General features: G+C 61.0%; 18 protein-coding genes and 2 tRNA genes. 8 read left to right on the forward strand and 12 right to left on the reverse strand.

Annotated features, from left to right (window positions below):
• Positions 1 to 191: 191 nt before the first annotated feature.
• Entirely contained in the window at positions 192 to 1,211 is a 1,020-nt protein-coding gene (locus tag EKD03_RS13455; RefSeq protein ID WP_129631705.1) for a zinc-dependent alcohol dehydrogenase family protein, read from the reverse strand.
• A gap of 335 nt (positions 1,212 to 1,546) precedes the next feature.
• Between EKD03_RS13455 and EKD03_RS13460 the strand changes: the two genes are divergently transcribed.
• The 3 genes from EKD03_RS13460 (at position 1,547) to EKD03_RS13470 (ending at position 5,080) form a co-directional block, all read left to right on the forward strand.
• On the forward strand, positions 1,547 to 2,608 hold the full coding sequence (locus EKD03_RS13460; RefSeq protein WP_129631709.1) for a molecular chaperone DnaJ: 1,062 nt from the start codon (positions 1,547 to 1,549) through the stop codon (positions 2,606 to 2,608).
• Positions 2,609 to 2,706: 98 nt separating this feature from the next.
• Positions 2,707 to 3,696: a hypothetical protein gene (locus tag EKD03_RS13465; protein WP_129631712.1), complete on the forward strand. Its 990-nt coding sequence runs from the start codon at positions 2,707 to 2,709 to the stop codon at positions 3,694 to 3,696.
• Positions 3,697 to 3,760: 64 nt separating this feature from the next.
• Positions 3,761 to 5,080: an adenylosuccinate synthetase gene (locus EKD03_RS13470; RefSeq protein WP_129631715.1), complete on the forward strand. Its 1,320-nt coding sequence runs from the start codon at positions 3,761 to 3,763 to the stop codon at positions 5,078 to 5,080.
• Between the two features lie 29 nt (positions 5,081 to 5,109).
• Here the strand turns inward: EKD03_RS13470 and EKD03_RS13475 are convergent, their stop codons facing one another.
• On the reverse strand, positions 5,110 to 5,457 hold the full coding sequence (locus EKD03_RS13475; RefSeq protein ID WP_129631718.1) for a HepT-like ribonuclease domain-containing protein: 348 nt from the start codon (positions 5,455 to 5,457) through the stop codon (positions 5,110 to 5,112).
• On the reverse strand, positions 5,454 to 5,744 hold the full coding sequence (locus EKD03_RS13480) for a nucleotidyltransferase family protein (protein WP_129631721.1): 291 nt from the start codon (positions 5,742 to 5,744) through the stop codon (positions 5,454 to 5,456). The genes EKD03_RS13475 and EKD03_RS13480 overlap by 4 nt, the downstream gene beginning before the upstream one ends.
• A 217-nt stretch (positions 5,745 to 5,961) precedes the next feature.
• Between EKD03_RS13480 and EKD03_RS13485 the strand changes: the two genes are divergently transcribed.
• The gene (locus EKD03_RS13485; protein ID WP_129631724.1) at positions 5,962 to 6,729 is read left to right on the forward strand and encodes a response regulator transcription factor; all 768 of its coding nucleotides are present in this window, start codon (positions 5,962 to 5,964) and stop codon (positions 6,727 to 6,729) included.
• Positions 6,730 to 6,829: 100 nt separating this feature from the next.
• Positions 6,830 to 8,155, forward strand: a complete 1,326-nt coding sequence (locus tag EKD03_RS13490) for an acyl-CoA dehydrogenase family protein (RefSeq protein ID WP_174842874.1) — start codon at positions 6,830 to 6,832, stop codon at positions 8,153 to 8,155.
• Positions 8,156 to 8,488: 333 nt separating this feature from the next.
• Here the strand turns inward: EKD03_RS13490 and lysA are convergent, their stop codons facing one another.
• Positions 8,489 to 9,802, reverse strand: a complete 1,314-nt coding sequence (gene lysA, locus EKD03_RS13495; protein ID WP_129631727.1) for a diaminopimelate decarboxylase — start codon at positions 9,800 to 9,802, stop codon at positions 8,489 to 8,491.
• A gap of 54 nt (positions 9,803 to 9,856) precedes the next feature.
• Between lysA and EKD03_RS13500 the strand changes: the two genes are divergently transcribed.
• Positions 9,857 to 9,932, forward strand: a tRNA-Arg gene (locus tag EKD03_RS13500).
• 95 nt (positions 9,933 to 10,027) lie between these two features.
• Here the strand turns inward: EKD03_RS13500 and EKD03_RS13505 are convergent.
• From EKD03_RS13505 to EKD03_RS13530, 5 genes are all read right to left on the reverse strand, one after another.
• Positions 10,028 to 10,234: a DUF2283 domain-containing protein gene (locus EKD03_RS13505; protein ID WP_129631730.1), complete on the reverse strand. Its 207-nt coding sequence runs from the start codon at positions 10,232 to 10,234 to the stop codon at positions 10,028 to 10,030.
• Between the two features lie 357 nt (positions 10,235 to 10,591).
• Positions 10,592 to 13,501, reverse strand: coding sequence for an AAA family ATPase (locus EKD03_RS18845; protein ID WP_238613519.1), 2,910 nt, complete (start codon positions 13,499 to 13,501; stop codon positions 10,592 to 10,594).
• A gap of 337 nt (positions 13,502 to 13,838) precedes the next feature.
• Positions 13,839 to 15,914 (reverse strand): CHAT domain-containing protein, encoded by a 2,076-nt coding sequence (locus tag EKD03_RS13520; RefSeq protein ID WP_129631736.1) that lies wholly within the window; start codon positions 15,912 to 15,914, stop codon positions 13,839 to 13,841.
• Between the two features lie 47 nt (positions 15,915 to 15,961).
• Positions 15,962 to 16,333: a HepT-like ribonuclease domain-containing protein gene (locus tag EKD03_RS13525; protein ID WP_129631739.1), complete on the reverse strand. Its 372-nt coding sequence runs from the start codon at positions 16,331 to 16,333 to the stop codon at positions 15,962 to 15,964.
• On the reverse strand, positions 16,330 to 16,659 hold the full coding sequence (locus EKD03_RS13530; RefSeq protein ID WP_129631742.1) for a nucleotidyltransferase family protein: 330 nt from the start codon (positions 16,657 to 16,659) through the stop codon (positions 16,330 to 16,332). Before EKD03_RS13530 ends, EKD03_RS13525 begins: the two co-directional genes overlap by 4 nt.
• Positions 16,660 to 16,820: 161 nt before the next feature.
• On the opposite strand from EKD03_RS13530, the gene EKD03_RS13535 reads away from it, so the two are divergent.
• Complete coding sequence (locus tag EKD03_RS13535) at positions 16,821 to 18,302, forward strand: CAP domain-containing protein (protein WP_238613520.1); 1,482 nt, start codon at positions 16,821 to 16,823, stop codon at positions 18,300 to 18,302.
• A 65-nt stretch (positions 18,303 to 18,367) separates the two neighbouring features.
• Here EKD03_RS13535 and EKD03_RS13540 read toward each other — a convergent pair whose 3' ends face one another.
• Together EKD03_RS13540 and EKD03_RS13545 are read right to left on the reverse strand one after the other, a co-directional pair.
• Positions 18,368 to 18,778 (reverse strand): ACT domain-containing protein, encoded by a 411-nt coding sequence (locus EKD03_RS13540; protein WP_129631745.1) that lies wholly within the window; start codon positions 18,776 to 18,778, stop codon positions 18,368 to 18,370.
• A gap of 541 nt (positions 18,779 to 19,319) precedes the next feature.
• A tRNA-Ser gene (locus EKD03_RS13545) sits at positions 19,320 to 19,410 on the reverse strand.
• Between the two features lie 267 nt (positions 19,411 to 19,677).
• On the opposite strand from EKD03_RS13545, the gene EKD03_RS13550 reads away from it, so the two are divergent.
• Positions 19,678 to 22,158: an ATP-dependent helicase gene (locus EKD03_RS13550; RefSeq protein WP_129631748.1), complete on the forward strand. Its 2,481-nt coding sequence runs from the start codon at positions 19,678 to 19,680 to the stop codon at positions 22,156 to 22,158.
• A gap of 102 nt (positions 22,159 to 22,260) precedes the next feature.
• On the opposite strand, the gene EKD03_RS13555 is transcribed toward EKD03_RS13550, so the two are convergent.
• A complete protein-coding gene (locus tag EKD03_RS13555; RefSeq protein WP_129631751.1) occupies positions 22,261 to 24,579 on the reverse strand; it encodes a WD40 repeat domain-containing protein in 2,319 nt (772 codons plus the stop codon).
• Positions 24,580 to 24,642: the final 63 nt, after the last annotated feature.

A 24,642-nucleotide genomic window follows, 5' to 3' on the forward strand; every position in this document is an offset into this window, starting at 1 on the left:
CTTCCATGATGACACAAAAGAGCTTCCTTGGCTGTTTTCTTAGCTTGAGGGGTATAGGGGCGCGTCGCGACGCGCCCACCTCACGTACCCCGGTTGTTAACCGCAGAGGACGCAGAGGGACGCAGAGGAAGAAACGGAGGGGCGCGTTGTGACGCGCCCCATACAAATGGGGGGCGCATTGCGATGCGCCCCTACGCACCATGGGTGATGCACACCTTGCCAAAGTGCGCCCCGCTGCCCAGATAGGTCAACGCTTGGGGCAGTTCCTCAAAGGCAAAGACACGATCCACCACCGGGCGCAGTTGATGTTGGCTGATCGCCCGCGCCATCGCCTCGAAGCCATCGCGGCTACCCACGGTGATGCCTTGCAGCCGCACTTGGCGGGTGACGATCAGGCCCAGACGCGCCTCCATGGAGGGGCCGGAGAGCACCCCGATCATACTGATCGTCCCGCCGGGGCGAATGGCGCGCAGGGATTGGGGCAGCGTCTGTTGCCCGCCGACCTCGACAATATGGTCTACGCCATCACCCCCGGCGATGTCGCGCACACTGCGGCCCCACTCCGGCGTCTCGCGGTAGCTCAGGGTGGCATCAGCACCCAGGGCACGGGCGCGCTCCAGCTTCTCGCTACTGCTCGAAGTCACAATCGTGAAGGCACCCAGCATCTTGGCGAACTGGAGCGCAAAGAGCGAGACCCCGCCGGTACCCTGGATCAGCACGCGGTCGCCTGGCTCGATCTGGCCCTCGGTGATCAGGGCGCTCCAGGCGGTGAGCGCGGCGCAGGGCAGCGTTGCTGCCTCGATATCGCTGAGATGGGGCGGGGCGAGGGCGACGCTCTCGGCGTCAATCAGCATCAACTCCTGCATCACCCCATCCAGCGGCCCGCCCAGCGTGGCTCCCAGCCGCGCTGCGGTCGGGCGGCCACCGATCCAGTGGGGGCTGAACATCGGACAGACCCGATCACCAAGTTGCACCCGGCGCACCCCGGCACCGACCGCGACCACCTCACCAACCCCATCAGAGACCGGGACGAGCGGCAGTTGGCCGGTTTGTGAGCCGTAGCCACGCTGGATCACCACCGTATCGCGATAGTTCAGTGAGGCAGCCCGCATACGCAACACGATCTGGCCAGGGCCAGGTTCGGGCATGGGCCGCTCGGCGATGACGAGGTGATCAGCCGACCACCCACCTTCTAGTTGGAAGACGCGCATCGTTGGGATTCCTTCGCTATAGGCAATCATTCTCACCATGCCCATGGGCATTCCGTTTATGGCTGTCGCCCTAAAACCCATGCTTGGGGCTGCGCCCCAGACCTGCTTTTTTCTCGAATGGTGGCGGCGAAGCCGCCACCATTCGAGAAAAAAAGTTCTTCGGGGGAGGCGAAGCCTCCCCCGAACCCCCGCCGGGAGGCTGAACGTAATGTCAATGGGCGGCTACGCTCTTACTAGTATACCCGATCCTGCCAAATTGCCTCTTGACTTTTTGTTATTCATACACTATACTTATTGTCAGATAGATACTAAGTCTGAAAGAAGGGCCAACGCCCATGATTCGCAGCCTGAATGATCTGATGGAGCGCTTACTCCAGACCACTAGCCCCGAAGATCTCTTCGGGGTATTGGCCGGAGATGCGGCGGAGAGCCTACGGAGCAAGTACCGGGCACTGGCGCTGGTGGCGCATCCCGACTACAACCCTGGCCAGTGGGTGGCGGCCAACGAAGCCTTTCGCCAACTTCAGGAGTGGTACGCTATGGCGCAGCAGAAGATCAGCGCGGGGGTGTATGGTCAGCCCGAACGCATCCGGGTGATGAGTGGCAGCAGCACCTACGTGGGCTATCAGGCTCCATGGGTGGGCGATCTGTGCGACCTCTACCCGGCCCATGTGGATGGAGTGGCGGTGTTACTCAAGGTAGCGCGTAGCCCGCGCAGTAGCGATCTGATGCAGGCTGAGGCACGGGTGCTACAGTGGCTCAACCAAGAACTCCACGATCAGCCGGTGCGGGCGCACTTCCCGGTCTACCGCGAGTCGTTCCGCATGCGTGACACAGCGGGGACGCAGCGCACAGTGAATGTGCTGCACCAGGAACCCGGCACCTTCACGCTCGCCGAGGTGCTGCGCTGCTACCCACAGGGTTTACACCCCGCCGATGCGGCTTGGATGTTCAACCGTATGCTGGCGGCACTGGCTACCAGCCATAGCCTGGGCTTGGTGCATGGGGCCATCGTTCCTGAACATATCTTGATCCGGCCTGCGGATCATAATGGCATCCTGATTGACTGGTGCTACAGCGTGCATAGTGGCACCGCAATCAAGGCGATTAGCCCGGCCTATGCCGACGATTACCCGCCAGAAGTGACGGCGCGGCGGGCGGCAACGTCCGCAACCGACATCTACATGGCGGCACGTTTGATGGTACGCTTATTGGGTGGGCAGGCGGGGCAACCCCCGGCCAGCACGCCCAAACCGATCCACGCCCTGCTGCGTGCCTGTCTCATCCCCGCCCCGGCGCGACGCCATCAGGATGCGTGGCAGGTACTTGATGATTTCCGGGCCATCTTGGCAGAACTGTATGGCCCACCGACCTTTCGGCCATTTCGGATGCCCTAAACGGTTCAAATGTCACGCTGAGCATAGCGAAGCGTCCCGGACGGGATTCCTCGCTTCGCTCGGAATGACCAACTAGCTAAACACAGAGGAGGAGTACCATGGGACACTCAGATTGGAGTGATGCCGCATTTTCCGCCCGCCAGACCCATCGCCGAGCAACCAATACCAGTGCCTTCACCTACGACGACTATGTGCGCACTACTGGCGCGGTCAAGGTTCACGACCAGATGAACCCCTACGGGGTCATTCGCGAGAGCCGCGACAGTGCGGCACACCCGGAGTCGTTGGCGATTGCGGTCATCTTCGACGTAACCGGCTCGATGGGCAGTGTGCCACGGGTGATGCAGACCAAGTTGGGGGCGCTGATGCGTGTGCTGATCCAGCGCGGTTACGTGGCGCATCCGCAGATCCTCTTTGGTGGCGTGGGCGATGCGACCTGCGACCAAGTTCCGCTCCAGATCGGCCAGTTTGAGTCGGGTTTGGAGATGGACGAGGATCTGGGCAAGATCTACATTGAGGGCGGCGGTGGCGGGCAGGTCTACGAGAGCTACGAACTGGCGATGTACTTTATGGCGCGCCACACCTCGATTGACTGCTACGAGAAGCGCGGCGTTAAGGGCTACCTCTTCACGATTGGCGATGAGAAGCCGTATGCCAAGATCAAGCACAAGATTGTCCAGGATCTCATGGGTGATCGCATCGAGCGCGATCTGCCACTCCCAGAGGTGATCGCCGAACTACAGGAGCGCTACAACCACTTCCACATTGTCCCCACCAACACCAGCCATGGGCGCGACCCGGCCATTCAGGCGCACTGGCGCGGGTTGCTGGGCGAGCGGGTGCTGATGCTGGATGACGAGAGCGCCGTCTGTGAGACCATCGCGCTCACGATTGGGCTCTGCGAAGGCACCGTGGATGATCTGGCGGTGGGTGCCGGCGACCTGGTGGATGCCGGGTGTGACCCCAATGCGGCCAGCACCGCCGTGCGGGCACTCACCCCCTACGCGGTCAGTCTGCCCCCGGTGGCGCACAGCGCGGTGGGGCTGTTGCCCCCGGCGGGATCATCCGGCGATGCCGGACGGTTATAAGATATTGGCGTGCTGTTGGCGGCTACGCCGCTAACAGCACGCCAAAAGATACAAGGCTACGCTGATGCAGCAAACCTTTCTCACCGTCGATCTCGGCTTTGGCGATGCGGGTAAAGGCTCGGTAGTAGATTTCCTCACCCGCACCTACGATGCACACACAGTCGTGCGCTTTAATGGGGGTGCCCAAGCGGGGCACCGCGTGGTGACACCGGATGGGCTGGAGCATGTCTTCTCGCAGTTTGGGGCGGGTGCGTTGGCGGGGGCGGCCACGCATCTCTCGCGCTTCATGATCATGGAGCCACTGGCCATGCTGGCCGAAGCGGCGCATTTGCAGAACCTGGGGGTTGCCGATCCCTTCGCGCAGACCAGCATAGATGTGGGGGCGCTGGTGATCACCCCGTTTGGGCGGGCGATCAACCGGCTGCGCGAGTTGGCGCGTGGGGCGGGGCGGCACGGGAGCTGCGGGATTGGTGTGGGCGAGACCGTAGCCGATTCACTTGCGCATCCTGATCTGGCGCTGCGGGCGGGCGATCTGGTTGATGCGGATCGACTCTATGCGAAACTCGCCGCGATTCGCGAGCTGAATCTGGCCAAACTGGCCCCGATCCATGCCGATCTGCCCGCGAACCCACAGAGTGCTGCTGAATTAGAACTGCTGCTCGATCCCGACTGGGCCGACTGGTTATTGCCCGCCTATATCGAGTTTACCCAACAGGCGCGGCTGGTGCAAGCCGCGCACCTGCACCACATCCTCAAACGCCCCGGCACGGTAATCTTCGAGGCTGCCCAGGGCGTACTCTTAGACGAGTGGCGCGGCTTCCACCCGCATACCACATGGAGTACCACAACTCTACATAACGCTGAATGTCTTTTAGCTGAAGCGGATTATTGCGGACACGTTGTACGGCTTGGGATCACCCGCGCCTACACCACCCGCCACGGCGCTGGCCCGCTGCCCAGCGAGGACGCCGCACTGAGTCGGGCGCTGCCCGATGCTTGCAATCAGTTGCATCTGTGGCAACAATACTTTCGTAGCGGTTGGCTCGATTTGGTTTTATTGCGCTACGCCAAAGAGATCGTCGGCCACCTCGACGGCGTGGCCGTCACATGCCTGGATCGCCTCGCCGATCTCGACACACTCCAGATCTGCCCGCACTACCAGCTAGGGCCATTACAGGTAGATCGGATTATTTCCGCATCAGACCCGCAAGATCTGAGCTACCAGAGCCAGATTACGGCGGCGCTGAATACCTGCCAGCCCGTATTGGAGCCACTTGATGGCCCAGAGGCGTTGCTCCAACGGATTGCGAACACGCTAGGAATCCCCGTGTGGCTCACATCCTATGGCCCCCGCGCCAGTGATAAAATCTGGCGACTGAAGTGATATTCAACACACGCTTGCGCGTTGTCGTTTCAGCCTTCTGGCTGCGACTGAGTTGCCATGATGGCACTCACGGCATGTTTAAGGGGAGGAATATCGCGATGGATCACGACCCAGATTTGATCCAGATCGATGCCTAGGTAGTTGTGTACCAGCACATTGCGAAAGGCGGCAATCTGACGCCAGGGTATCTGTGGTTGGGTAGCCTTCGTTGCTTCGGAGAGGCGTTGAGTTGCCTCGGATAGCGTCTGCAAGTTGCGCAAGGTAGCGTCCTGTAGTGTATCCGAGGCGAAAAAGGTATCACGGCCATCGGCGACGTGGCGCTCAATTCGGCGAATACATTCTAGAATATGCCACAGATAAACGCTGTCGTTACTCATAGCGGACGGGCTTCCTGGAGCACATGCTCGCGGATGGCCGGGTTCAGTGCCCGCTCAGTGACGATGTCAACCCGTCTCCCAAGGAGATCTTCAAGGTCGAGGATCAGACCCGCAGGGAACCATGCGCTGGTTTCAGGGCCGGTCTCTACCAGCAGATCGATATCGCTATCAGGTGTTGCTTCGCCCCGCACGACTGAGCCAAAGACGCGCACACGGATGACACCATGATGGTCAGCAATTGTGGTAATTGCATCGCGATGTGTTTGTAGAAATTCTTGTTCACCCATAAAAAACACCTCCTACTTCATTATAGCGCAGCCGTGCAATGCGGGTTATCCAGATCCTATCTGCCTCACCTCACATGGCCCCTGCGCTAGTGATAAGATCTGGCAACTGAAGTAATGTTTGACAACTAACTATTGCATGGCGTAGGGGTGATCGTTTATGCTTGGGGCTGGCCCAAATTAACCCAAACAAAATACACATCCAAAGGTAGGCAGGGGCATGCACCAACACCGCATTATCATTGTCGAAGATGATGGGGTTACTCGGCTGATGCTGCAACTTGAACTCCAGCAGGCAGGCTATCTCACCATCGGCGTGCCAGATCCACAGACCGCGCTCGATTTCCTGCGGCAGACCCACTTTGACCTGTTAATTACCGATCTTGATCTTCCGAGTATGAACGGCCTCCAATTCATTAGCGCTGCGCGTGGCCTTGTGCCCCAGATCGCGGTGATCATCCTCACGGCCACCGCCAGCCTCACGACGGCAGTGGCGGCGCTGAACCAACAGGTGCAGCGCTACCTGCTCAAACCGATGGCCACAGATGCAGTGCTTCAGCATGTCAACACGCTCTTTGCCCAACCGGCGCGGATTGCGGAAGCGCGTCAGCCCTATCAGACCCAACACTCCGTGCCATCACACGATGCGATCATCCAGGTTGGCCCTTTACGCATTGACCTTTCGCGCTACCGGGTGACGGTGGCGTGCAATGGGGAACAGATTGCGCTGAGCCATGGGGAATTTGAGTTGCTGCACTATCTTGCGACCCACCGGGGGCGGGTGGTGTCGGCGCAGGCGATTGCCCACGATGTGTTGCACTACCCCTGTTCGACCCAAGAGGCACGCGATCTGAGTAAGAGCCGCATCCATACCCTGCGGCGTAAGTTTGCCGGGCATGCGTGTACCGCAAATCTGATTACGAATGTGCGTGGGGCGGGCTACCGTCTGCTTGATGATGATGAGATTGAGTATTGCTGCTCCTATTGACATCCCTCCGTTCCGCGTGCTACAATTCACACATAACGCGATGCGTTATTGGGCGTCAACACTGGCGTTGGCGTCCGGCACGCGGAACGGAGGAACCACTATGGCACCCGTCTCTCTCCCCTTTAAGAACATGAACCGTCTCCTCGCGCACATGCATCTGCCCGATGTCATGCGCAACCTGAGTGGTGTCACGCCCCACGAGGTTGGTTTGGCCCTCAAGCGTCTTGCGCTCAAGCGCCGCTCGAAGGGTGCGCCACCGATCAATAGTGATTTCTACGATCTCCGCGATCTGCTTAGCCCCGATGATGTGGCTGTGTTGACCAAGATTCGCAGCTATATGGAAGAGCGCGTCAGCCCCGTCATTGCCGACTATTGGGAGCGGGGTGAGTTTCCCCACGAACTGGTACCTAGCTTTGCGCACCTAGTACAGGAGACATGGGCTACCCGTCCGTATGCGATTGATAGCCTCGGCCCGCTGCTCTCTGGCATGGCATGTATGGAAATGGCACGGGTTGATGCTTCGATCTACACCTTCTTTGGCGTGCAGTGGGGCTTGGCGATGGGTTCGATCTCCATGTTCGGTTCCGAAGCCCAAAAGGCCCACTGGCTGCCCCAGATGAGCCGCTTTGAAGCGATTGGCGCGTGGTCACTCACCGAACCCGATGTTGGCTCGGCGACTGCCGCTGGCCTCACCACCACTGCCCGCCGCGAGGGTGACACCTGGGTGATCAACGGGGCCAAGAAGTGGAGTGGTAATGCGCCCTTCGCCGACATCCATGTGGTCTGGGCACGTGATCTGAGCGACCAGCAGGTGAAGGGCTTTTTGATCGAGCGTGGCACGCCCGGCTTGCATGTCGAGAAACTGCCCGGCAAGATCGCGCTGCGGGTGGTGCAGAATGCCGACATCCGCCTCGAAAATTGCCGTGTTCCCGAACGCAACCGCATGCCCAACGCGCACAGCTTCCGCGACGTGGCGCGCCAACTGGCCATGGCACGCGGCGGGGTGGCCTGGGCCATGACCGGCGTGGCGATGGGGGCGTATGAACACGCGCTCGCCTATGCGAACCAGCGCCAGCAGTTTGGCCAGCCGATTGCCGGTTTCCAGATGATCCAGAATAACCTTGTCCAGATGTTGGCTAACGTGACGGCCATGCAGGTGCTCTGCACGCGCATGGCGCAACTGCAAACCCGTGACGGGCGCATCTCGCAGGAGCGTGCCTCGCTGGCCAAGCTGTTCTGTGGCGAAAAGATGCGCGAGACCGTCGCACTGGCGCGTGGCGTCTTGGGCGGCAACGGTATTCTGCTCGAACACCATGTCGCCCGCTTCTTCGCCGATGCCGAGGCGCTCTACTCCTACGAGGGCACCCACGAGATGAATACGCTGATCGTCGGGCGGGCGATCACGGGGATGGGGGCGTTTCTGTAGCCACCTTCTTCTTGACGCAAAGGCGCAAAGACGCAAAGGTTTTATTGAAGGCTCTGCGCCTCTGCGTCTTTGCGTCAAAACCTAGAAGCTAGGTAACTGTTCACACTTGGGGTAAAGGAAGCTTCTTCTTGACGCAAAGGCGCAAAGACGCAAAGGTTTTATTGGAGGCTTTGCGCCTTTGCGTCTTTGCGTCAAAACCTAGAAGCTAGGTAACTGTTCACACTTGGGGTAAAGGAAGCTTCTTCTTGACGCAAAGGCGCAAAGGTTTTATTGAAGGCTTTGCGCCTCTGCGTCTTTGCGTCAAAACCTAGAAGCTAGGAGAAGTGTGAACTGTTACACCAGCGGCAGATCGCGGGCCAGGAGATCCTCCTCGGTTTCACGCCGCTGAATCACCTGCACCTGACCCGCGTTGAGCAAGAGCAGCGCGGGCCGGGGACTCATGTTATACGTGCTGGCCATGCTCAGGGTATAGGCACCCGCCCCAGCCACCGCCAGCACATCGCCCACCTGCGCCGTAGGCAATGGCGCATCACGCAGCAGAATATCGCCCGACTCGCAGTAGCGTCCGGCAACACTCACCGGGGCGGCGGGGGGCGCATCGGCGCGATTGGCGAGCAGCGCGGTGTAGTGCGCCCCGTACAGTGCAGGGCGGATATTATCGGCCATGCCGCCATCCACATGCAGGTAGAGCAGACAGCCATCAGCGGCGAACTTGCGCGCTACCACCCGATAGAGCGCCACCCCCGCCCGCGCAATGATCGAGCGCCCCGGCTCAACCGTGAGCAGGGGGAGGGGGAAGTTGTGGGCCGCGCATGCCTGCTGGGTTGCGGCGGCAAGTGCCTGGGCATAGCCATCAATATCGGTGGCGGGCATCGCATCGGTATAGGGCACTCCCAACCCCCCGCCGGGGCTAAGCTCATCCAACGTGATCCCATACTGAGCGCGGATCTGGGCCAGCGTCGCCACCAACACCTGCACCGTCGTCTGGAGTTGGCCCAGATCGAAGATCTGCGAACCAATATGGGCATGCAGACCGCGTAAGCGCAGCCCCGGCGCGGCCAGAATGCGCTCGACGGCGACAGGCAGCGCTGCCAGCGGCAAACCGAACTTGGCATCGGCTGCGCCGGTAGCAATATGGGCGTGGGTATGGGCAGCAATGTCGGGGGCGACACGCACCAGCACGGGCTGGGGCTGGGCCCGCCCCGCACTCAGGGCGATCAGGCGCTCCAGTTCATCCAGATTATCCACCACCACCGCCCCGACGCCCCAAGCGAGGGCGCGTTGCAATTCAGCATCGCTCTTGGCATTACCGTGCAAGTGGATCATCGCCATATCCACCCCGGCGCGCTGTGCCACCAGCAACTCCGCCGCCGAGACCAGATCCAAGCCCAGGCCCTCCTGCTGGGCCACCTGAGCGATAGCGATGTTGAGCAGCGCCTTACTGGCATAGTGGACACGGCTGGGCGCGGGGTAGTGGCGGGCGAGGGCGGTACGGTAGGCGCGCATGGCCCCGCGCAGCGTCACCATATCGAGGATGTAGAGTGGGGTGGAATAAGCCTCGGCGAGGGCGGGCAGCGCAGCGCCACCCACCCAGAGCTGACCCGCCTCAAGGCGGGCAGTATCGGGCCAGAGATGCGGATTGAGCATAGGATGAACCCCGGTTGCAAAACTGATACGCCTATGCTATTCTAACAGCGGTGAGGGCCGGTAGCTCAGTGGATAGAGCATTAGTCTTCGGAACTAAGTGTCGGGGGTTCGAGTCCCTCCCGGCTCGCCAGCAACCTTCGTGCAATGCACGGAGGTTTTTTATGTTGTGGGGGGTGGCGGGGCGACCACCGGCTCAGCTTTCTTGCCTATCTTCAAACTGATTGGCTAGGCTGCTTTACCGACTACTGCATATTCAAACGTAAACGGTTTCTCCGCACGCTTCGAAGCATCCAGGATCTCGATGCTCACAATCTGCCCGTTCGCGTCGTAGTCAATGATGATCCCTGGCTTCTCTTCGTCGCTCTCATCAACTGGTTCAGAACTGAAGACCAGCCGTAGAACATCTACCTCGGCGTCATAGGTTGCTTTCATGGTTCTCTCCAATACTTCGCAATCTTACTGGTACGATAGACTGTGACAATCACGGGTGGGTCAGCATCTTCCGCAACCAACACGCGGATGAGAAAGAGACGCCCTTCTTCCACGCATTGACGTTCGGTTAAGCGTCGTATTGCGCCCTGGTTGTTGACCGCAGAGGACGCAGAGGAACGCAGAGGAAGAACCAGAGGTAGAGCGTGCTTTGCCCCCACAGGTATCGCAAAACCCATCCCTCTGCGTACCTCCGTGTCCTCTGCGGTTGATAGTAATACACTGTACCACCAAGGAAGGGGCTTCACCAAACAACAAAAATGGGACTTGGGGCGTAGCCCCAAGAACTTTGCACATGCCCTACCCCACCGCCCGCTCGCGCACCCAACGTGCCACAAAGGGGACTTCGCAGCGGTAGCTGCCGTTCACCTGCTCGATGGTGTGGTAGCGTAGCAGCCGCTGGAGCGCCGCCTGTGCTGCCGGGGTCTCAATGGGAGGGAGGGGCTGCTGCTGGGCGACGGCATGCAGAATCGCTCGTCCGGCCTGCACCTCGGCGAGGCTGCTGCCGGTGTACTCATCCCACAGGTTGGTAAAGTAGATCTGTCCGGCGGTCAACGCGGCCTCGAAGGCGGCATCGAGGAGTGGCGGGGTGAGCAGGCGTGTCTGGTGCTGGTTGGCCTGGCGCACCATCGCTTCGCCGATGAGTTGGAGCAGGTAGGGTTGGCAGCGCGTGGCCTCAATGACCCGCTCGACCACCCCCTCGGCGTAGCGTAGCTCGAAGGCCGGATCGGGGTTGGTGAGCAGTTCGTAGGCCGCCTCTGGCTCCAGGTAGGTCATCTCCATCGGGCGCACGCTGATGAAGTAACTGCTCCAGTTTGGCCCTAGCTCGCTGAGCGTCTGCACGCCACAGAAGAGGAACGAGAAGTGGCTGTGCTGGATGAGGTCGCGCAGTTGGTCGAAGATCGTACTCTCCACCTGCCCCTGCGCCACGGCTTTACCAAGATACTCAAACTCGTCGAAGCAGAGCAGCAGCGAACGGTTTGCGAAGCGAGGTGTGGCGGCGTCGAGCCAATCCTCTAGCGCTGTATATGAATTGGCCTGGAAGGTGGCACGTTCAGCTTCGGGAGTGCTGATCCCCTGACTACTCAGATCGCGCCGGATTGACCGCACCAGCCCATAGCAGAAGTCGCCGGTGCTACTGGTGGCGGCGGGGGCTTGCAGGCTATAGTAGACCGGCAGCACACCGCTGGGCAGCAGACGCGGCAGGTTGAGCAGGAAGGAACTCTTTCCACAGCGGCGCGGCCCGTGGAGTACCAGAGTGGGGCGGCTGGTGTCGTAGACTGAGCGCAGCACATCGTTGACAAACAGGGTGCGCCCTTTGAAGAGATCCTTGCGCTCAGGCCGCAGCGGGTTGCCGGTCTGGAAGGGGTTGAGCAACTCACCCTGCGAGAGCGTGCGCTGGGCGGCAATCGCCTGCTCCAGCACCACTTCCCATTGGGCAAAGGCGGGTTTCCAGCGTGCCACCTGCGGGCTACGCAACCCCAATCCGGGGAGTTGGCCTTGGAGGGTGCGCAATTTGGTCAGACATTGCTCCAAGCCACGTTCGGCCAGCGCGGGGTTAGTGGCCTCGATTGCGCGGCTGGCGTCGGTGGCAATCGCTAAGAGGCGCGGGAAGACCAGCGTGGTCTCATCCTGGCCGGGAGCCACCGCCACCCGCTGCCCGCTCTCGTCAGTCTGGTAGAACGCGGGTACCAGCGCGGTGAGCAGTGGATGATCGGGCTGCGCGGTGGCGATGAGTTGGGCCGGTGTCTGCACCTGGGCCAACTGGTCGGCAATGATCTGTGGGAGTGCCTGCTCAATGCTGGGCCGGTAGCCGGGGTAGGGCAGATCGCGCATCTGCTGCACAATGGCCAGTGTGCCGCTGGCATCCTCGCGGAAGGCAGCGGCCAGCACATGACGCTGCCCCAACAGTGGCCACCAGAGCACCTCATCGCCATAGGGCGGCAGGCGGCGCAGGAGTGCCATTGCCGGGGGCAAGACACGGCGCGGGAGGATACGCCAACCCAGACTGAGAAGGTTAAACGGCGTGGTGAGCGACACCAGGCGGTAACTGCCCACCAGGGCAACCAGACCCACCACGAGCGCCATTGGCCCCTGTTGCTGCCAGGTCATCATAACGAACAGCGTAGCAAGCAGCCATTTCCACCAGCGTCTGTGCAGTGGGGCTAGGTGGAATCCGATCAGCCAGGATGCCAGTAGAAGCCATGGGAGGGTGAGGAGTGGTATACCTGCCACACTGATCGCTACGACACCCGCCACGCCGACCGCTACGCCGACCACCACAATACCTGCTACGCCGACCGCTACGCCGACTACCACAATACCTTCTACACCGCCCGCCCTGCCGACTGCCATGCCACCTGCTACGCCAACCGCCACAACACCTGCCACGCCGACCGCTACGCCGCCTGCTCCGACAAATGCTACGCCACCTGCCACGACGCCTGCGATGCCGACCGCCACGCCGAACGCCACGCCAAACACCACGCCGACTGCTATGCCGCCCGCCACGCTGCCCGCCACAACGCTGGCTCTATCTGGATCGTTATGTTCTGGTTCGTTACGTAGAAAAATGAGGAGGAGTATGCTTATTACTCCACCCATGATGAACCAAAACAAGACCTCATCCTGTGTTGCTAGCCAGCCACCAAGCGCCATACTTAATGCTGACCCAACACTCAGCGCAATGCGTCCAGACCAGATTTGCTTGTGTTGCCAGAGCCAGAATACTACCAGTGTACTTAACACTAGCCCAAGTAGTGTACTACCCATACCGAGTATCAACTGAGGCAGCGGAGGCAGCATGGTGAGAGTTGTATCGAGTGTCTGTCGGAGTACTGCAACCTGATTAGCGTAGGCTAGTACTAAGAGCAGATGTAGCAATAGGCCCGCTGGGAGAAACCATATCGCCATACCATACGCACTCAAGATAGCAACCGGCACCAACAGCCAGTCGAGGTTTCTCCCACTGGCAGCAACTAGCATTATGAGTGGTAGTGCATGTACCAAGCTCAGCAGGCCAAACTGCGCCAGGAAGCGGGGATTCATATCCCAAAGTAAGATATGGAAATGACTGGTATAAGCCCGTTGGCCATCTTTTTCTTTGCGTGGTGCCCAGGCATTCATGCGCGCTTGCAGCCGCGAGGGCCGGAAGAGCGCCCAGTACCAGAGTTCCCAGGTTTCGCGCAGGAATTGGAGGATGGGGGGCATTGAGAGTACATCCCTATAATATGCGTCAAGCTCATGATTTGGCGTCGCGAACGGCCCTCACCCCCCTAGCCCCCCTCTCCCGTTCGCTGCGCGAACAGGCGAGGGGGGAATACGCTCTGAATACTTGAGAGCGTACCCCCCTCTCCTGTGGGCGTAGCCCACGGGAGAGGTGTTGGGGGTGAGGGCCATTTCAGCCCCCCTGGTATCTCTCCCGTTCGCTGCGCGAACAGGCGAGGGGGGAAGAGGATCGGAGATCCATCAGGATAGTGCCCCCCTCTCCTGTGGGCGTAGGCCACGGGAGAGGGGTTGGGGGTGAGGGCCATTTCAGTGTACATCCCTACACATCCCGTACCCACGCATCCAACACCGAACTAAAGAGCCGCCCATCGGCGCGGAGGATGCCGTGGCGCTGGAGTTTGGAACGCACGCCGGGGTGGGGCGCGGCGTGGCCGGGTATCCCGGCGGCGTGACGTAGGGCGTGGCGTTCAGCAGCGTTCAGTTTGTCCCAGAGGTTGGAGAAGTGCGGCCCCACCTCACGGGTATATTCAGCACGGGTGCGGGCGTGGTCGTTGTGGCTCCAGAGCAACTGGGCGGCCAGTTGGGTGTAGAAGGGCAACCCACCCGCCAGATCGTCAATCAACTCGATATCGGCGTTGCTCACATGCTCCGCCCCAAAGCCGTCGCGTACCAGTGCCTGCCATTCGCCGCTACTCAGTGCGCCCAACTCGGTGGTGGTAAAGATATTGCCAAAGGGCGAAGTCAGGCCCAGATCGTGATAGATCGTATCAATCGGGTGTACGGTGGCAATCACCAATGCGAAGTAGCCCTGGCTCGCCTTCTCGCGCCAATCACCGCCCCAGCCCTCAAAGGCCGGTAGGCGATCTTCAAGCTGCTCAAACTCATCAATCAGCACGATCAGCCGCCGCCCCCGGTCGCGGAGGTGCTGGAGTCCATCGTCCACCGCCCAGGGATCATCATGCTCCTCGCGCCGCCAAGGGGCAGTGCCGGTCTGCTGCTCGATGCCCCGTCGCAGCCCCTCGGTGATGCCCGCCGGTGTCTGGAAGCGCGAGTCTTGCAGGCTGATGCGCACAACCAGCGGCGATTGTGCGTGGGTGCAGAATTCGCCGATACGCTGGTGGATATAGTTCAGGAGCGAACTCTTCCCGCTCCGCCGGTAGCCAACAATCGAGAGCGACTGCGGCACCACCCCACCGATGCGATCCTTAATCGCCCGGATCTGCTCGTGTCGCCCGCGCAACTGATCGGGTGGTACCGGTGGCCCGGCAATAAACGGGGTCCCCCCCGCACGTTGCGGGCGCAGCGGAGCCGCACCGTTCCACACCCGGCCATCACGCACGCGCATCGTCAGGGTGGGGCGCCACCAATCGGCATGCTCGCGCTGGGCGGCGCGGCGCGCCGCCGCCAGCGCCAAGTCAATCTGTGGCTCGCGGCGTAGCTCGGAGATGAGCGTGGGCAGCAGCGCATGCACCGCAGCGATACTCACCCGCCCCTGCATGGCCACCACCGCCGACACCCCGGCGGCCACCAGCAATGGCCCCAGCGCCGCCAGTGCCTCGTCCCCATGATCCCGCCCCGCGCCCTCACAGGCGGCCAGAATGGCCAGTTGGGGGCGTCGTGTCGCTCCTTCTAACTCGCACCGGAGATCCGACCCTTTTACGCGGTCACTGGTAGCATCGGATTTCTCCAGCCAAAGGATCGGCGTCCCATCCTGGAAACTGCCGTGGGCCACAATGATCAGCAACTCATAGCCATCACGCAGCGCCGCAAGCACATTGGCCATGGTGGGCGGATTGTCGGTTTCACGCGCCAGCAGCGTAGCTTGAATCGGCGCAAGCGCCGTCATGATGCGCTGCTCTTCAGCACCAAGATCGAGTTGCGCCATATCAAAGCGGTGCAGATCAGTGGGACTCGCAATCACCACCAGGGCGCGCAGGTGCTGAACATCGGGCAGTTTCACCGGCTCGCCGTTGCCCCCCAACAAATAGCGCGAGAGCAGCACCCGTTCATTGAGCGCCAAAAACGCACCAGTATCAGGATCTTGGAGCCACTCCCAGCGCACGCCATGCAGCGCCGCATCCTCTGGGTCGAGCGCCAAGCGCAGACGCAGCGGCGCGTTATGGCCGCGTGCCTGGGCGAGCGCCGCGCTAAACCCACGCCGTATCTGGTCGTCGGCGAAGAGCGTGGCGGTGAGCAACTGCCCGTAGGCTTGCGGATCAAGCTGCGTAGCACGCAGATTCTCATAATCAAACCGCACCGGGGCAAGCGACCTAGCCCCAGCGTCCTCTTCGGCGGCACTCGTACTCAAGCGTGAACGGACTCGCACCCGATACCCATCACTATGGGCTTCGCGTTCGAGGCTGATGCTGAGATCGACGAAGGTAGGGGTGGGCATGGAACTTTTATTCTACTTATACACCAGACAGTGCTATAGGACGCCTTCTATTCACCTATTTCACCCGCAGCAATTCGCTCGGTATGGATCAGTGCTGCAAGGGGTGCGCGTACCATTGGCAAATCGTCCGTCACCGTTTGCCAGAGAATGTCCAGATCAACCACATCGTACTGGTGGATCAAGCGGTCACGCATACCAGCCATGAGCCGCCAGGGTATTGCTGGATGACGCATACGAACCGCTTCAGGAATACGCTTTGCAGCTTCGCCCATCACCTCTAGAGCGCGGGTGACAGCATAGACTGTCTTGAGATCAGCCTTGAAACTACGCACATTCATATCTTGGACAAAGTCCATTGCGCTGTCCATGGCTGTAGCAATGTCTTCAAGGTAATCTAGATAGGTTCGTGACTCACTCATATTAAGATCACTTCGCTAAGAATGCGGGTCGCAATGCGTGGGCGTAGCGCACTTTTGACTGCCAAATCCACCTTGATATTGAGCAACGCACTAAGATCGTCTTCAAGTGCCACAAGCTTGAAGAGACCTGGCGTTTCACTGAAACTGACCAAGACATCAAGATCGCTGGCTGGATGTTGCTGGTTACGCACATAGGAGCCAAAGACCCCGATCTCGGCGATCTGGTAGCGGGCGCTGAGATCGGCACGGTGCGTGCGTAAGTGTTCAATATAGTTGTGGATTGGCCAATCGGTCGGTGGTACGCTCTTGGTGATCGCGGTTGCCATGATTGTCCCCTTCCGTTGGCTGGAGCCTCTGCGTTGGTATGTTCAAGTATAACATAGCGGTTTGGGCGGTAGAGATGCACCATGTTGTGCCTCCTATCCCCATCCCTCCCCCAACCATGCTACAATATCCCCAATATCCCCGCATACAAAGGAATACTACTATGCCGCATCGGTTGATCATCACATGGATTGCGATTATCGCCTTGGCCGGTGTTGTCATTCCCCACGTCACATCTGCTCAAACCGATGAGCGTTGTTTCCCTGAAACCAACCAGTGTATTCGTGGCCCAATTCGAGCCTATTGGGAACGCAATGGCGGCTTGCCCGTCTTTGGCTACCCCACCAGCACCCAGAGTGCTGAGACGGTCGAGGGGCGCTATTTGCAGGTGCAGTGGTTCGAGCGGGATCGCCTCGAAATCCAGGTTGATGGCCTCGTTACGGCTGGGCGCTTGGGGGCGCAGCGCCTTGAACAGTTGGGGACACCCTGGCAGTTCCGTTCGGGTGGGCGCGCTGATCCTGGGTGTCGCCTCTTCCCAGAGACGGGCTATCAGATGTGTGGGGCAATTGCGGATTATTGGAATCGCTATGGCGGGCTGGAGCGTTTTGGCTTCCCGCTGACCGATCCGTTCCAGACGGAGCTTGAGGGGCGGATGTATACGGTGCAGTATTTCGAGCGCCGCCGCTTCGAGTTGCATCCTGAGATTGGCCCCAACGCGGTGCTGCTGGGGTTGTTGGGCAATGAGGTGCTGGCCTTCCGTAACGGTGGCTCCCAGCCCACGCCGGTGCCAACCACGCCGCCCTACCCCAACCCGGCACCGTCGTCTGCCCCGACGGCGACCCCAACCCCAACCAGCATCCCCAGTGCAACCCCAACCAGCATCCCCACCGCCACGCCATCGCCGACGCCCGCCAGTACGCCGCTGGCGCTCCCCGATACATGGCTGGAGCGGGTGAATGCCTACCGCGCCCTGGCGGGGGTTGCGGCAGTGAATGCCGATACAACGCTCAACGATAACTGTTACCAGCATGCTCGCTACATGGCCGAGAATAATGATCTGACCCACAACCAGAATGCGCAGTTGCCATGGGCTTCACCCGCCGGGCAGATCTGTGCCGAGAAGGGTAATGCATGGCTGGGGAGTGGTACGGGTTGGCAGCCCCGCGATGCGGTTGATGGCTGGATGTCTTCGGTTGGGCACCGGCTCTGGTTGCTCTACCCCACCACACCGACGTTTGGCTTCGGCTTCTATACTACGGCCAATGGCCAGCGCAGTGCGGCGGGCTTGGATGTGCTCTCGTATGCCAACTTCAATGCCGATAGCGGCTTTACCCAGTGGCCCATCCGTTACCCGGCCTCTGGCCAGATCAGTATCCCCGCCAGCCAGTATGCGATTACGCTGCTCTGGCCCTACTTTAAGGATACGCCCCAGATCCGTAGTACCAGCCTCAGCACTCAGGATGGGACGCCCGTACTGCATAGTGCCAGCAACAACCTGCCCGCTGGTCATAAGGGGATTCTGATCAAGCCCAACGCCAACCTCGCCGATAATACGATCTATCGGGTGCAGGTTGAGGGGACGTATGCGGGGCAGACGTTTAGTTATTCTTGGTTGTTCTCGACGGGGGATACGGCGCTTCCGTAGGGATGTTGTTGCTCACGCGAAGGCGCGAAAGGTTTTGAGAATCTTTGCGTCTTCGTGCCTTTGCGTCAAACCGTGATTTGATCACGCATCCCCACCAAGATCTCCACCGCTCGTGGCCCAGCCTCTAGCGGCACAAAGAGGTGATCGTGGTAGTAGCCCGCAACCACATTGCAACTGATCCCGGCCTGACTCAGCGCATGCGCCACTGCCGCTGTCAGGCCGACGGCATCAAGGGCTGAGTGAATGGTGAGGGTGATCCATGCACTGACGAAGGTGTAGGGCAGCCCGTGCTGCTCGGCGCTCTCGCGGGGTAGAATCAGGGTCAGCCCCGCATCCTCGCGGAAGGTGCCGATCACCGTAGCGGGGATGCTGGGGCTATCCGGGGCGACGCAGCAGAAGACATACGCGCCGGGGTTGAGGTGCGGCTGCATCTCGCGGATTAGGCGGGAGAGATCGGTTTCGCCGGTGGGGGGCATAAAAACTGCGCTTTAGACTGCCATAAGAATGGCCAGAAGTTGTGACGGGTTGAGTACAGGCACAATCCCGGTAAGACGGTTGATATGTTCGTTGTCAAGGCTGATCAATGTGGTCTTTGCCGCCAGTGCTAGTGCTGCATAGACCGAATCGGCACCTCTAAGACGATGTTGGGCATTTTCGGCTTATTTCATGGCCAGATTCGAGAGTGTCCACCCCATTGACCCATACACTGGTGTCTATGGTATACATTAGCGTCGACTTTCGGTGGCTTCGGTGGTAGCACTACGCGCACCAACTAATGTCGGTGACGCCGCGATCATATCCATTGTGCTAAATAATGTTGCCCATGGGTCACTGATCGTGGATGTGGGGTGTATGGTTGCACTGGCCATATCTTGCGCAATCAGGGCAATGAGTCTCGCTCGTTCATGGATTGATAGTTGGCGAGCTAGAGCAAGTGCTTGATCAATGGTGGTTGTAGTCATGGTTCATTCCAGAAGACACAAACGCCGCCCGGTAGAGGCGGCGTGGCTGTGATTATGGCGGGGAGAGAGAGATTCGAACTCTCGAGGGCTTTTTAGACCCTACTCGTTTTCGAGACGAGCACGTTCAACCGCTCCGTCATCTCCCCGCGATTGCAGGCGCTATTATACACAGGTTGCGCCCTTGCTGCAAATCTGAACCTTTGCGTAACTGTTCACACTTGGGGTAAAAGAAATCTCGTATTGACGCAAAGGCGCAAGGACGCAAAGGTTTTGTTGCAGGCTTTGCGCCTTGGCGTCTTTGCGTCAAAACCGGAATGCTAGGAGAAGTGTGAACTCTTACACCTTTGCGCTACCCTCAAACGGTATATCATAGGGGAGTTACGATCTTCCATACCAATACCAATGGGTACGCTATGCTCCATCTCACCGACCAACAACAGCAGATTGTTGCCCACTCCCACGGCCCGGCGCTGGTCTTTGCGGTGGCCGGGGCGGGTAAGACGACCGCGATGGTGCATCGGGTTGAGCGTCTGGTGCGCGAGCGTGTCTTTGCGCCACGCCGGATTCTGGTTAGTTCGTTTAACCGTGCGGCGGTGGATACGATTGGCCACGCGCTGGCGCAGTGGCCGCATTGCGCTACGGTGGCCCGTCATACCCTCCACGCCCTCGGCTTCAAGATTATCCGCCACGCCGCGCAGCATAGCGCGCTGCCCGCCATTCCCGCTGATGGCCTCAAGACCAATGGCGAGGAGCGCACGCTGCTCTGGGCCGCCCGCGATCTCGCCCGCCAGCGCGGGTTGGTCGGTGCTGATGATCTGGATGCCATGGATGACCAGGATCTCCTGACCTATATCGCGGTCTGTAAGAGTAATCTGCGCTACCCCGATCTGGAGGCGGCGCGGCTCCCCGCTGCTGCGCAGCACCTTGCCACCCAAGCCGAACCCCCGCCGGGCTTGCCCTACTACCGCGATCTCTACCGTCTCTATGAGGAGGTGCGCCACGAGCGTGGGTGGATCACCTTTGATGATATGCTCTTGCTTGGTTGGGAGTTGTTGGTGCGCCATGCCGATCTGCGTCAGTATTGGCAGCAATCCTATGATGCAGTGCTGGTGGATGAGTTCCAGGATGTCAGTCTCGCGCAGGCCGAGATGCTCGATCTCTTGGTGGCGCAGCATCGCAATGTGATGGCGATTGGTGATGATGACCAGACGATCTATGGCTTTCGCGGTGCGCAGATGGCTTTCTTTCGCGGTTTTGCCCAGCGCTATAACGCCCAGATCTATGAGATGACCGATAACTTTCGTTGTCGGGTTGGGCATGTGGTGTTGGCCAACCGGGTCATCGCCCAGAACCGCGAGCGCCACCCGAAGACGCTCGTGGCGGCGCGTGGTTGGGGTGGACAAACGGCGCTCCACACTGCGCCCACCGATCTGGCGATGGCGCGTCTTGTGGCCGAACGGGTGGCGGCGGCCCATTCTGCTGGCTATCGCTATGCCCAGATCGCGGTGCTGGTGCGTCTGAATGCGCATACCCCGCTTATCGAGCAAGCCCTGATCTCGGCCCATATCCCCTACCAGATGGCGGGCGATGAGCCGTTCTTCCGGCGGCGTGAGATTGCCGATCTCTTCGCCTATGTTGAACTTGCCGCCTTTGACCAGCGGTTGCGTGCGCAGCAGCCACTGAGTCCAGCGCAGGCTGAACGTCTGACTGCCTGTTGGCGCCGCCTCTATAATCGCCCCAAGCGCTACCTGAACCGCCAGTTATCCCAGGAGTGCCTCACTGCGGCGCTGCATCACCACCACCCCCTGAGTGTTACGCTCCCGACCCTGGCGGATCGGGTGACGGCGCGGGTCGCCAATGGGTTGCGCGATCTGGCTGAGTTGTTGGTCTGGTTGGGGACGGCGCAAGCCACGCTGCCTGCCGCCGATCTGTTGGCGGAACTTGATGAGCGTTTGGGCTACCAGGATTTTTTGCGTACCCAGAGCGGCTTTCCTGAAACCGGCGCGGGCTACGCGGCGAACGTCGAGGCTTGTCTGCTCTATGCGCAGGGCAAAGGAACGATGAGCCAGTTCCGCGCCCATTTGGCCGAACTTGAAACCGAGCGCGCCCAGCTTACGCCGCAGTCCGATGCGGTCGATCTGCGCACGATCCATCGCGCCAAGGGCTTGGAGTGGCCGGTGGTGCTACTCCCCTTTTGCAATGCGGGCCACATGCCCTTCCGTGGATCTGAGGATCTGGAGGAGGAGCGGCGTATCTTCTATGTCGCCTTGACGCGGGCGCGGGAAGAGTTGCACCTCTATGCGGTGGAAGATCGCGAGACTGAACTCTCGCCCTTCTTGTTGGCGGTGGGCGCGAACGCGCTGCTGCGCCAATCTGAGCAGTTTGCGGCGCTGCTGGAGCGTGACCCGCTTACCTGGAGTGCCGCCGAGACCCTCAATGTGGCCACTTTTCCGCGTGAATATGGCCAAGAACGCCTGTTGCGCCACTGGTGGCAGGCTGCCCCGGAGGTGCGTCGCCGGGTCGCCGGACGGGTCGTGGCGCTGATTGAACACCTCGACGCCCAACAAGCGGCGGAGCGTCTCGGCCTTACTCGTGCCGACCCGGAGTTATGGGCGGAGTTGGCCGGGCCAGTTGTGGATCTGCCGCGTGCCCCGTTCACAGGGCTGGAGCACTTGTTAAAGCCGCCCCCGCCGAGTGCGCCCCCTAGCCAGCCCACGCCCTACCGGGTGGGTGAGCGGGTGCAGCATCCCCACTTTGGCCAGGGCACTGTGATTGCGGTCGAGGCGGGTCGCAGTGGACGTTCGGTTGAGTGCTACCTGACGGTGCGCTTCAACGGGCGTGCGCCGGTGAAGTTGCTGGCCGGGATTGCGCCGATCCGGCGGATTGGGGAGTAGGATGTTTTTTTTGACGCCAAGGCGCAAAGACGCAAAGGTTTTACTTAGGGTCTATCTTGAAGGCTTTGCGCCTTGGCGTCTTTGCGTCCATCCCCGGTTATGCTACACCTGCCACAAGCGTACCGTCCCGTCGCTCGATCCACTCACCAGCAGATCTCCGCTGGGGTTGTACGCGAGGTGGCTGACCGCCCCGGCATGGCCGTGGATCTGCTTGATCATGCTCGGTTCGCGGCGGCGCGAGTCGTTCTTGCCGCGACTCTTTCCGGCCATACTCCAAACCTGGATGCGCCCGCTGGCATCTCCGCTGGCGAGGCTGCGGCCATCCGGGCTGAAGGCCAGCCCCACGCTGGCTGGCCCCGGCCCACCGAGCGTGGCGCGGAGGCTGGCATGCTCCACCTGCCAGATCTGCACCTGGCCCGTCTCGCAGCCGGTTGCCAGACTGTTCCCATCGGGGCTAAAGGCGAGGCTGCGTAGCCGCCCGGCAAACCCGACTAGCTCCGTCTGTGGGTGCAGATCCGGTGTGTCGGTATCCAGATGCCAGATCTGGAGTGCGCCATCTTCCACACTGATCGCCAGACGGCGCGCATCGGGGCTAAAGCAGAGCAGCCCTGGCCGCCCGCCTAGCCCGCGCAGTACGCGCCAGAACGTGCCGCCGGTGGGGCCGAGTTGCCAGATCTGCACCGTGCCCTCACCATCACTACTCGCCAACACCTGCCCGCCCGGCGCAAGTTGCGATCCATGGCTCGGCCCATGTGTCTGGAGCAGAATCCGGCACGTCCCGGCAGCAATCTGATAATCGCGCACACTCCGGTCTCGTGCGGCGGTCAGTACGCGGGTGCCATCGCCACTGAAGACCATACTCTCCACTGGCCCGCGATGATCATGGTACTGGCGCTGCGGCGCACTTGCGTGGTAGAGCGGGTAGATACTCACCGCCCCATCGGCACCACTCACCGCCAGATTCTCGCCATCGGGGCTGAAGGCCAACCCAGTGACGCGCCCACTCAACGGGCGCAGGCTGATCACCTCCGCCCCATCCGCGACGTGCCAGAGCAGCAGCCGATCATCAGCCCCCACACTAGCCAGTCGCTCACCTTGTGGGCAGAAACTCACCCCCGCAATCGCGTCGCTATGCCCCCCCAGGCTACGCTGGAGCGCACCGTTGCGCACCTGCCACACCCGCACCGTATGGTCGCTGGCCCCGGTCGCTACCAAATCCCCAGCGGGGCTGAAGGTGAGTGCCTCGACCGCCCCGTCGTGGCCGTCGAGGTTGTGCAGCAAGCGCCAATGTGCTACTCCCCACAGGCGTAACGTGCGCCCGCGTGACCCCGCCGCCAGGATGTCGCCTGTCGGACTGAATGCGAGCGCCTCGACCGCCCCACCGTGGCCGCTGAGCGTCTGCACGAGACTGCGGTCGAGCGTGCGCCAGATGCGCACCGTGCGATCTGCGCCGCCACATGCCAGCAACGTACCGTCGGGGCTGAAGGCCAGACTGACGACCTGATCGGGCTGGGGTGGCAGGCTTGCCAGCAGCGGCGTGGCCAGATCTATCGGATCGTTGCCGGTGCGCCAGAACGCAACCCGCCGATCATCATTCGCACTCACGAGATGACGTTCGTCAGGGCTGAAGGCGAGGGCGTGAGTACTACTTGCAGCGACCTGGATCTGGTTGCGCAGGCTGCCGTCTTGGAGATCCCAGAGCCGGATGCGATCTCCGGCTGCCAGCGCGAGCAGCCGCCCACTCGGGCTGAGCGCAGCATGGCGGGTGGGGCAATCAATCACCCAGAGCGGCTTGGGATCATCCAGCGCGAGCAGCGTAGCACCGCCGCCAGCCAGCAACAGCGCGTGGTTGGGGCTGAGTAGCCGCAGCGTGCGTGCCACTCCGCGCCCCATCCGCCCAAGCTGACCCTCATGGTCGAGGCTGGCCAGCGCATAGCGCCCGCGCAGGTCGAGGGCTGGGTTAGGTGGTGGCGGTGGAGGCGGTTCGGAGAGCGCGGGCGCGGGTACAACCGAGGCGTGTAGTAGATCGAGCAGCCGGGCATAGCCACTATAGCCGAAGAGATCACACACCAGCGCCCCGGTGAGCGCCGCCGGAACCTCACAACTAGCCAGGCGCACCACGATGGGGTGGGCAGGTGGCGGATGCAGCGTGATCAGATCGAGCAGCCGCGCAATATCAGTAGCGGGCTGGCCCGCAGCGTCCAACGAGCGGCGCGAGAGACAAAAGACCACCACCTCCGCCGCTGCGACGGCGGCACGCAGCGGGCGCAAGGTATCCGATTGGCCCGCTAGTTCATCGGCGATCAGCCAGGGGTGCAGACCATCAACCCGCAAACGCTGGGTGAGTGCGCGCACCGCCGCCAGATCTTCTGGTGCGCATGCCAGCACCAACCGAAGGGCGTGTTCTGTGCGCTGGGACATACATTCTCCATAGGGTTTCCGGTGGGGGTTTGGGGGCGGCGAATCCGCCCAACACACAACAAA

The sequence above is a fragment of the Candidatus Oscillochloris fontis genome (genome assembly GCF_004138135.1).
In the GTDB taxonomy this organism is placed as follows: Bacteria; Chloroflexota; Chloroflexia; order Chloroflexales; family Chloroflexaceae; genus Oscillochloris; species Oscillochloris fontis.

Excerpts from the sequence above, each read along its gene's own strand:
- EKD03_RS18845 (WP_238613519.1), bottom strand. The coding sequence starts at position 13,501 with ATGCCCCCCATCCTCCAATTCCTGCGCGAAACCTGGGAACTCTGGTAC.
- EKD03_RS13550 (WP_129631748.1), top strand. The coding sequence starts at position 19,678 with ATGCTCCATCTCACCGACCAACAACAGCAGATTGTTGCCCACTCCCAC.
- EKD03_RS13465 (WP_129631712.1), top strand. The coding sequence starts at position 2,707 with ATGGGACACTCAGATTGGAGTGATGCCGCATTTTCCGCCCGCCAGACC.
- EKD03_RS13525 (WP_129631739.1), bottom strand. The coding sequence starts at position 16,333 with ATGAGTGAGTCACGAACCTATCTAGATTACCTTGAAGACATTGCTACA.
- EKD03_RS13470 (WP_129631715.1), top strand. The coding sequence starts at position 3,761 with ATGCAGCAAACCTTTCTCACCGTCGATCTCGGCTTTGGCGATGCGGGT.
- EKD03_RS13480 (WP_129631721.1), bottom strand. The coding sequence starts at position 5,744 with ATGGGTGAACAAGAATTTCTACAAACACATCGCGATGCAATTACCACA.
- EKD03_RS13555 (WP_129631751.1), bottom strand. The coding sequence starts at position 24,579 with ATGTCCCAGCGCACAGAACACGCCCTTCGGTTGGTGCTGGCATGCGCA.
- EKD03_RS13505 (WP_129631730.1), bottom strand. The coding sequence starts at position 10,234 with ATGAAAGCAACCTATGACGCCGAGGTAGATGTTCTACGGCTGGTCTTC.
- EKD03_RS13490 (WP_174842874.1), top strand. The coding sequence starts at position 6,830 with ATGGCACCCGTCTCTCTCCCCTTTAAGAACATGAACCGTCTCCTCGCG.
- EKD03_RS13530 (WP_129631742.1), bottom strand. The coding sequence starts at position 16,659 with ATGGCAACCGCGATCACCAAGAGCGTACCACCGACCGATTGGCCAATC.
- lysA (WP_129631727.1), bottom strand. The coding sequence starts at position 9,802 with ATGCTCAATCCGCATCTCTGGCCCGATACTGCCCGCCTTGAGGCGGGT.
- EKD03_RS13475 (WP_129631718.1), bottom strand. The coding sequence starts at position 5,457 with ATGAGTAACGACAGCGTTTATCTGTGGCATATTCTAGAATGTATTCGC.
- EKD03_RS13460 (WP_129631709.1), top strand. The coding sequence starts at position 1,547 with ATGATTCGCAGCCTGAATGATCTGATGGAGCGCTTACTCCAGACCACT.
- EKD03_RS13540 (WP_129631745.1), bottom strand. The coding sequence starts at position 18,778 with ATGCCCCCCACCGGCGAAACCGATCTCTCCCGCCTAATCCGCGAGATG.
- EKD03_RS13455 (WP_129631705.1), bottom strand. The coding sequence starts at position 1,211 with ATGCGCGTCTTCCAACTAGAAGGTGGGTGGTCGGCTGATCACCTCGTC.
- EKD03_RS13485 (WP_129631724.1), top strand. The coding sequence starts at position 5,962 with ATGCACCAACACCGCATTATCATTGTCGAAGATGATGGGGTTACTCGG.
- EKD03_RS13535 (WP_238613520.1), top strand. The coding sequence starts at position 16,821 with ATGCCGCATCGGTTGATCATCACATGGATTGCGATTATCGCCTTGGCC.
- EKD03_RS13520 (WP_129631736.1), bottom strand. The coding sequence starts at position 15,914 with ATGCCCACCCCTACCTTCGTCGATCTCAGCATCAGCCTCGAACGCGAA.